Below are 7575 nucleotides of genomic sequence, written 5' to 3' on the forward strand. Positions count from 1 at the left end.
CCTCGACCAGCACGGAGAAGGCGAACGTCGCCCAGCCGAACCAGCCGGCCACCGCCAGCGCCCGCAGGAACAGTTGCCCGTCGTCCCGGCTGGTCAGCGTTCGGCGCTGGCCGGCGCAGGCTCTGTGCCCCCACCTCGACCAGCACGGAGAAGGCGAACGTCGCCCAGCCGAACCAGCCGGCCACCGCCAGCGCCCGCAGGAACAGTTGCCCGTCGTCCCGGCTGGTCAGCGCGGTGCCCACCGCGCTGATCGTGGGGAGGTGATCGGGCAGGGGATTGCCGGCGAAGGCCAGCAGCGCGATCGGCGCGCCGACCAGCAACACGCAGAGCGTGGCCAGTGCGCCGATGCCGGTGAGGACCCGTCCGGCCCGCCGCACGACGGATCCACCCGATACAGCCATGGCTGCCTCCCTTCCTACGGTCCTGCGGTGATGGCTCGCGCGGTCGCCTCGCCGGTGACGGTGACCGTCTTCTGCTTCACGAACGGCCCGAGCATCGAGCGCTGGTAGGTGATCGTGACCCGCACCCGGATCAGGGTTTCCCCGCCGATCACCGGAAAGCTCACGGTGTGCCCGGAGGTACCCGCGGCGGCCAGGTAGTTGTTCACCGCCGCGATGGCGCTCGGCTGGTGGATCTGCTTCGGCCCGCCCTCGATGGCGGTGGCCCGGTCGATGGCCTGACCGCCGGCCCGGGCAGCCTCGGCGGCCAGATTGTCGGCGCGTTGCAGGGTGCGTAGCTGCCCGGCGCCGTCGAAGGAGAGGCCGACGATGGCCAGTACGCCGATCATCGTCACCGCCAGGAAGATGCTCACCCGCCCGTGCTCGCCGGCGGGCGCGTGCTCGGCGAGCGGCGCGTTGGTGGTCATCGCCGGCTCCGGTAGCGGTCCAGCGGCGAGGTGAAGCTCGCCGTTATCTGCTTCTCGGTGGGCATCCCGGGCAGCACGCCGAGGGTGATGTCCCGGAAGGACACCTGGCAGGTGATGCTCACCGTCACCGTGGCGTCCGTACCGATCGGGCTGCTGAAGGCGTCGTCGAAGCTGGTGACCTCGCCGCCCGTCGAGCCGGTGAACGTCGGGCTCAGGCCGTTGGCGCAGGCCAACCCGCGCCAGTCCAGCTGCTGCTCGGCGGCTTCCAGGGCCTCCTGCTTGGCGGTGCGTGAATCCCGGGAGATCGAGGCGGCGCGGGCGGCGTCGTGGGCGGCGGCGTCCAGTGCCTCCGCTGCCACCGCACTGCGCCCCACCACCCCGGCCAGCACCATCAGCGCGATGAAGGCGGGCGCGAGCACCGCCACCTCGACGGATACCGAGCCGCGCTCGGCGGTACGGCTCATGGCGTGGTCACCCGCTCCACCGTCCCGTGCGCGGTCTGCCGTACCGCGAAGTCCACGCCCGGCACCACGGACAGGGACCGGCCGCTCACCGTGCAGGTCACGTCGGTCGTGGTGGTCACGCAGGCCGGGCCGGCCCCGTCCCAGCCCACCAGCCAGCCGCCGGCGGCTCGCAGGAAACGGGTGGCGCTGTCCTCCCCGGCGCCGTTGCCGGCCTCATACCGGCGCTGGGCGTTGACGCCGCTCTGCGCGGCGTTCATCGCGGTGGAGCGGGCGAGGAACACCGCCGCGATCTGGATCGAGGCGAAGAGCAGCACCAGGATCAGCGGCATCAGCACGGCAAGCTCCACCGGGTTGGCTCCCCGCTCCCGGCCGCCGGCCGCGAGGCGGCGCCGGGCGGCGGTGACCGCTCGGCTCCACCTCGGGTACCCGGCTCGACGCATGCCTGTTACTCCGGGTTGGTGTGGTCCGGGATGCCGGTCATCCAGTTGTTGGCCTTGGCCAGGGCCAGTGCGGTGACGGCCATGGCGACGGCGACCAGGCCGGCGATGATCACCGCGGTGGGCACCGGGCTGTCGCCCCGCTCACCGTCGCGGCGCAGCTCGGCCAGGCGCGTCGTCAGCGCGACGTGCAGGTAGCTGAGGATGGACATGGCGTTCTCCTTCAGATGTCGGGTCAGACACGGGCGATGAACGGATAGAGGACGAACCCGAGCAGCACGAAGACGAGCAGCGCGCCCGGGATGTCGAGCTTGCTGGTCACCGCCTCGGCACGGGCCAGGTTGTCGGTGCGGATCTGGTCGCGCAGCGAGTCGGCCCGGCTGCGCAGGGTCTCGTGCACCTGCGCGCCCTCGCTGCCGGACGAGCGCATGATCGCGCCGACGTCGCCCAACTCCGGGATGCCGATCTTGTCGGCGAGGTCGCGCAGCTCGTCCCAGGGCGCGTGCATCTGCATCTGCGCGATCCGCAGCGACTCCTGGAGCCGGTCGAACACCCAGCCGTGACAGACCGCCGCCGCGCGCTCAAGTGACTGCACCGGCCCGTGCGCGGCGGAGAGCTGCAACGCCACCAGGTCGAGGTAGGTGCATACCGCCTGGCGGAACTGGTCCCGGGCGGCGTCGGCCTTGGCCAGCACCGCCCGGTGCGCCAGCAGACCACCGACCAGCGCCAGTCCGAGACTGCCGAGCACCGGTACGACCACCGGGAGCGAGATGCCGAGCACCCACAACGCCATCCCGAGCACTGTCGGCATGGCCAGCCCGAACAGCGCGGAGAGCAACACCGACAGCGCGTACTGCTCGGGGGTCTGGCCGACCAGGGCGAGTTGCCGGTGCGGCGGACGCAGCCAGCGGGCCATCCCGGTCAAATAGTCCAGCCGTCGGGAGGCGGGGGCGGCGATCCCGCCGATACCAGGTGGCTGGTGCAGCCGGCGCAGTGCCGGCCCGAGTGCCGGAGCCGCCGGCAGCAGTTCCCGGACCACCAGGAACACCCCGAGCCCGACGCCGGCACCACCACAGACCGCGATGGTCAGCTGCCAGTTCACGCGATCACCTCGCTCGGGTCGGGCGCCGGCAGGAACCGGGCCGGCCGCTGCGGTTGGCTCATCGACCGCGCCCAGGCCAGCAGACCGATGAAGGCGGCACCCAGGGCGGCCATCACCAGTTGACCGACCGGGGTGCCGTACGGCTTGATGTACTCGGTGTTGACCAGGCCGTACGCCAGGGTCGCCAGGGTCATTCCGGTGAGGAAGCGGACCGCGAACCGGGGCTGGGTGCGCTTGGCCTCGATCTCCCGACGGGTGGCCACCTCCGCGGACGCCGCGCTGGCGATCGAGCCGAGCACGTCACCCAGCCGTTCACCCCGATCGGAGAGGTGCAGGATCAGCGCCGCGACCACCTGGTCGCAGACCGGGTCGGCGATCTCGTCGGCGAATGCCAGCAGCGCGGAGCGGGCCATCCAGCCAGCCTGGAGCCGGGCGGCGAGCAGCCGTACCTCATCCTCGATTCCGGGTGGCACGCTGCCGATCGTGCCGATGATGGACTGCTGCAGGCCCTGCCCGGTGCCGGAGACGTCCTTGAGCCGGCGGGTCCACTCACCGACCGCCTCGATCCGGGCGATCGCCCGCTGCTCGGCCTTGCCGACCCCGAACAGCCACGGGGTGCCGGGCACCGCCACCGCCACCAGCAGGCCGACCACCGGCAGCCCGGTCAGCAGGAAGGCCAACGCGCCCACCACCAGCGCGGCGAGCAGCAGCCCCTGGTAGGCCCGCTGCTCGGCCGGGGTGGCACCCGGCCCGCGCCACAGTCGATTCACCCCCGGCCCGGCACCCGGGCCCGGCCTGGCAGGTCGACGGGTGCCGACCAGCGCGACCACGGCCAGCAGCAGCCCGGCCACACAGGCGGCCCCGGAGACCACCGCGATCAACTCCAGGCTGATGGGCATCAGGTCACCGCCGGGCCAGTCGGGTCTGTCGGGGTCGCCGCCAGGCACCGGCGCCGGCCTCGACCCACCGGGTCAGCAGCCGCGCGTCGTAACCCACCCGGAGCAACTGGTCGCGGACCCGCTCGGGCAGGTGCCGGGGGACCGCACGACCGTCCGGGCCGGGACCGAAGACGGTGGTGGTGGTGATCCGGCCGGCTTCGCCAGCCCCGATCACCTCCTCCACCTGGGACACGAACCGGTGTTTGCGCCCGCCGATCGCGGTCTCGTCCTCGACGGTGACGTAGACGATCAGGTCGAGGGCGTTGCCGGCCATCCGGCGGGCCTGGTCGACCGTCATCTCGCGGCCGTGCGCCAGCGCCAGCTCGACGATCCGTTCACCCACCCCGGCCGCCGTGCGGGCGTGGATGGTGCACATCGAGCCCCGGCTGGTGGTCATCGCCTGGAGCATCGGCACGATCTCCCGGGACCGCACCTCGCCCACGATGATCCGCAGTACGCCCATCCGCAGCGACAGCGGGATCAGGTCGGCGATGGTCACCTCACCGGCCGGTCGGCCGTCGAAGCCGCGCTCGCCGTGGCCCTCCCGGGCTTCGAAGCTCATCACCGCCCGGTGCCGCTCCCGGCGGCGCGCCGGCAGCAGCTCGCGGCTCTCCTCCAGCAGCACGTACGGCTCGTCGGGCGGGATCTCGTTCATCAGGGCCCGGATGACGGTGGTCTTTCCGGCACCGGCCAACCCGGCGACCATGATGTTCAGACCGGCCCGCATCGCCGCGCGGAGGAAGTCGCGCAGCAGCGGGTCGATCATCTCGTCCAGGTCGCCCCGGCCGCCCGCGAGGTCGTCGAGGCTCACGTCCAGGGTGTTGTGCTTACGGATCACCGCGTACGGGCGGTGGCTGACCAGGAACACCGCCGCCAGTCGGCTGCCGTCGGGCAGTTGCAGGTCGAGGGTTGGCTTCACGGTGGAGAGCGACCGTTCGGTCGCGCCCGCCCGCCGGGCCGCCGCCTGGAGGATCTCCACCAGCTCGGCGTCGCTGTCGGCGATCGGCTCGGCCCAGTCCACCCCACCGCCGTGCCGGGTGATGCGCACCTGGTCGCAGCCGAGGATGTGCACCTCCTCGATGGTGTCGTCGACCAGCAGGGTCTGGAGTCGGCCGAGCCCGACCAGTTCGGCGGTCACCTGGTCGAGCAGCAGGCGTTCCTCGCCGGCCGCCATCGGCGTGCCGGCCCGGCGCACCGAGTCGGCGTACGCGGCGACCACCGTCACGGCGAGCCGGGCCCGCTCGGTCTCCTCCTCGTCGACTGTGAACTCCCGGCCGCGCTGCCACAGGGTGAGCCGTTCGGTGAGTTCCCGGCGCAGCTCCCGGACCACCTGGAAGTCCATCCGGGGCCGGGGCGGCGACTCCGGCTGCGGCGTGGCCGCGGGCGTCGGCTGCGGCATCGGTACGGCCTGGTGGTGGCGGCCGTTCGGCCCGGCCAGTGGTGGCGCGGTGGAGGTCGCGGCCGGTGGCTGCGGGCGCGGGTCGGCGGAGACCGGCTCAAACCGCATCCGGCGCCCCCCTGCTGCACGGGCCACGCCAGGCGGGCCCGCCGCCGCTCCAGCAGCGCCCCGATCGGCACCTCCAGCCCGGCCGCCGCGCGCATCAGCGGCCGTCCGGCCCGCACCGTCCCACCCAGGCCGAGCACCCCGGCGGTACGCGGATCGTGCGGCAGCCGGGCGATCACCGGAAGTTTCAGGGCGCGGCTGATCTCGGCCCGCCCGTGCCCGCCACCGACCAGCAGCAGCCGCAGGGTGCCCGGCGGTACCCGGTGCTCGGCGAAGTCCCGTTCGATAGCGGTGACCACCGCCCGGGTGCCGGAGAGGTCCGGTAGCTGCGCCCGGGTCACCAACAGCACCACCGAGGCGGCGCGCAGCACCGGCCACGGCGGCCCGTTCACGTACAGCCGGCCGCAGTCGACCAGGACGTCGTAGCCGGGGGTGCCCCGGTCCAGGGCGTCGAAGTAGTCGGCGAAGCGCTGCCAGAGCGGGATGACGCTGCCGCCCTGGGTCGGGTCGACAAGCCCGGGCAGCAGCAGCCGTTCCCGGCGGGGTGCGTCCAGGTCGACGAGCTGCGACCAGAACGCGGTCTCCAGATTGCCGTCGCGCAGCTCGCCGACGGCCAGCTCGCCGATGCCGCGTGGGCCGTCCAGTTGACCGCCGAGATAGCCGGCGAGGATCGAGCCGCCGGACGGGTCGCACTCGGCGAGTACCAGCCGCCGGTGCCAGGCCAGCGCGCAGGCCAGCGCCGAGGTGGTGACGCCGGGCGAACCCTTCGCGGACACCAGCGCGATGATCGCCATGCTCAGGCCGCCTCGGTCAGCACGACGGCGAGTCGTTCCTGTGCGGCGAGCGCCACCACCGCTGGCACGTCGCGGGTGAGCAGCGCCAGGTACAGGACCTTGTCGTCGTTGGCCGGGCTGACCATGTCGATGACGGTGGCCGGGAAGCGGGTGCCGGCGGCGGAATTCTCGCCGTTGGCGTTGTTGTCCGGCGTGCTGACCAGCAGGACCTTGTCACCGGGGTGCAGCTTGCGGGCCGGCACCTGGGCGGTCTTCAGGCCGAGCGCGATCTGCTGCTGGCCGGGGCCGAGCAGCGGGTCGTCGGTGACCTGCCCGAGGGTGAGCAGAGTGCCCGGGACCAGCGCGACCGCGGCCCGTTTGCCGATCACCTCGTCCAGCCGTCCGGCCGGCACCGGGCGTAGCCCCTGACCACCGGCGACCTGCACGGCGACCAGGTCGGCGGAGCTGATCTCCCGCCCCACCTCCACCGGTCGGGCCACCGCAAGGTAGCTGCCGGTGGCCCGCACCGAGGTGACCGCGAAGGCGCGCCCAGCCCGCCCAGGGCGATCAGGAGTACGGCGAGACCGAGCAGCCCCGGGCGGATCCGACGTTGCCGGACCACCTTCGGCGGGTTGACGGGCGCCTCCACCGAGCCGGTCCCGTTACGCGTCGCGAGGCTCATCGGGTCACCACCTGGAGTTCGTTGATCTGGATCGGTACGACGCCGCTGTTCCGGGTCACCAGGATTTCTCCGCTCTCGCCGCCGCCGTGCCAGGTCACCGTCCAGTGCGTGGTCGCGGTGACCTGGTACGTGCCGGGCTTCTGGTAGCCCTGGTCGTAGCCGCAGTCCGGGGAGGTGCCGCCCGCTCGCTCGCCCTTCGCGTCGTACGGGGTGCCGGGTTTGTCGCAGGCGACCGTGTCGCCGTTGCCCATGGTCCAGACGATCTGGCGGACCTTCGCCTCGATGGAGACGCTCACACCCCGGTCGGACGCGGACGCGGTCAGCGGGCCGAAGTAGCTGGTGCTCCGCGCCGCCCACATCCACACGGGTAGGCCGACCAGACCGGGGCCGACGCTCTTGCGGGGTGCCACCCGCAGCGGTGCCGGCAGCAGCTTGATCGACGCCAGCGCGCGACGGGCCAGCTCCTCCGGGTCGGGCGGTGCGCCGAACCCGGGCGGCGGCGCGTCCAACAGCACGGGGTCCTGGGCGCCCAGGTCGCCGCCGTTGCAGGTCTGCAGGTACCACTGCTGACCCGCGGGGGGCTCGGACGGCCCCTCGGTCAGCTTGTAGTAGCAGCCGTCGCCGCTGTTGAACCACCCGAGGAACTCGTCGTAGCAGGCGATGGTCCGGCCGTTCCACTGGCAGACGCCGCCCCCGCCCCCGCCGCCGTCGTCTCCGTCGTCTCCGTCGTCACCGCCGCCGCCGCCCGGGTTGCCGGGCTCGTCGTCCCAGACGCTGCAGTCGGGCTGGTCGGGTGGGCAGCCGGCGCCC

At 72.9% G+C, this 7575-nt stretch carries 8 protein-coding genes and 3 pseudogenes; all 11 read right to left on the reverse strand.

The genetic code is table 11. The features are described 5' to 3' along the window. A pseudogene (locus tag JM949_RS31390) lies at nucleotides 1-401 on the reverse strand (hypothetical protein); the annotation flags it as partial. Nucleotides 402-415: 14 nt separating this feature from the next. Next, entirely contained in the window at nucleotides 416-865 is a 450-nt protein-coding gene (locus JM949_RS31395) for a pilus assembly protein TadG-related protein (RefSeq protein ID WP_203151733.1), read from the reverse strand. Then, on the reverse strand, nucleotides 862-1329 hold the full coding sequence (locus JM949_RS31400) for a TadE/TadG family type IV pilus assembly protein (protein ID WP_203151734.1): 468 nt from the start codon (nucleotides 1327-1329) through the stop codon (nucleotides 862-864). Before JM949_RS31400 ends, JM949_RS31395 begins: the two co-directional genes overlap by 4 nt. Continuing rightward, nucleotides 1326-1769, reverse strand: coding sequence for a TadE/TadG family type IV pilus assembly protein (locus JM949_RS31405; protein ID WP_203151735.1), 444 nt, complete (start codon nucleotides 1767-1769; stop codon nucleotides 1326-1328). The genes JM949_RS31400 and JM949_RS31405 overlap by 4 nt, the downstream gene beginning before the upstream one ends. A gap of 5 nt (nucleotides 1770-1774) precedes the next feature. After that, the gene (locus tag JM949_RS31410) at nucleotides 1775-1978 is read right to left on the reverse strand and encodes a hypothetical protein (protein WP_203151736.1); all 204 of its coding nucleotides are present in this window, start codon (nucleotides 1976-1978) and stop codon (nucleotides 1775-1777) included. Nucleotides 1979-2001: 23 nt separating this feature from the next. Beyond that, nucleotides 2002-2868 (reverse strand): type II secretion system F family protein, encoded by an 867-nt coding sequence (locus tag JM949_RS31415; protein ID WP_203151737.1) that lies wholly within the window; start codon nucleotides 2866-2868, stop codon nucleotides 2002-2004. After that, nucleotides 2865-3767 (reverse strand): type II secretion system F family protein, encoded by a 903-nt coding sequence (locus tag JM949_RS31420; RefSeq protein ID WP_203151738.1) that lies wholly within the window; start codon nucleotides 3765-3767, stop codon nucleotides 2865-2867. The genes JM949_RS31415 and JM949_RS31420 overlap by 4 nt, the downstream gene beginning before the upstream one ends. A gap of 4 nt (nucleotides 3768-3771) precedes the next feature. Then, entirely contained in the window at nucleotides 3772-5313 is a 1542-nt protein-coding gene (locus JM949_RS31425; protein WP_203151739.1) for a CpaF family protein, read from the reverse strand. 11 nt (nucleotides 5314-5324) lie between these two features. Further along, nucleotides 5325-6104: pseudogene (locus JM949_RS31430) on the reverse strand (ParA family protein); the annotation flags it as partial. A gap of 2 nt (nucleotides 6105-6106) precedes the next feature. Then, nucleotides 6107-6765, reverse strand: a pseudogene (locus JM949_RS31435) (SAF domain-containing protein). Beyond that, nucleotides 6762-7575, reverse strand: an 814-nt coding sequence (locus tag JM949_RS31440; RefSeq protein WP_203151740.1) for a hypothetical protein, incomplete at its 5' end; no start/stop codon positions are given. The pseudogene JM949_RS31435 and the gene JM949_RS31440, both read right to left, overlap by 4 nt.

The sequence above is a fragment of the Micromonospora tarensis genome (genome assembly GCF_016803395.1).
Taxonomy (GTDB): domain Bacteria; phylum Actinomycetota; class Actinomycetes; order Mycobacteriales; family Micromonosporaceae; genus Micromonospora; species Micromonospora tarensis.

Coding starts and splice junctions, on each gene's coding strand:
- JM949_RS31410 (WP_203151736.1), bottom strand. CDS start 1,978: ATGTCCATCCTCAGCTACCTGCACGTCGCGCTGACGACGCGCCTGGCC.
- JM949_RS31425 (WP_203151739.1), bottom strand. CDS start 5,313: ATGCGGTTTGAGCCGGTCTCCGCCGACCCGCGCCCGCAGCCACCGGCC.
- JM949_RS31395 (WP_203151733.1), bottom strand. CDS start 865: ATGACCACCAACGCGCCGCTCGCCGAGCACGCGCCCGCCGGCGAGCAC.
- JM949_RS31420 (WP_203151738.1), bottom strand. CDS start 3,767: ATGCCCATCAGCCTGGAGTTGATCGCGGTGGTCTCCGGGGCCGCCTGT.
- JM949_RS31405 (WP_203151735.1), bottom strand. CDS start 1,769: ATGCGTCGAGCCGGGTACCCGAGGTGGAGCCGAGCGGTCACCGCCGCC.
- JM949_RS31400 (WP_203151734.1), bottom strand. CDS start 1,329: ATGAGCCGTACCGCCGAGCGCGGCTCGGTATCCGTCGAGGTGGCGGTG.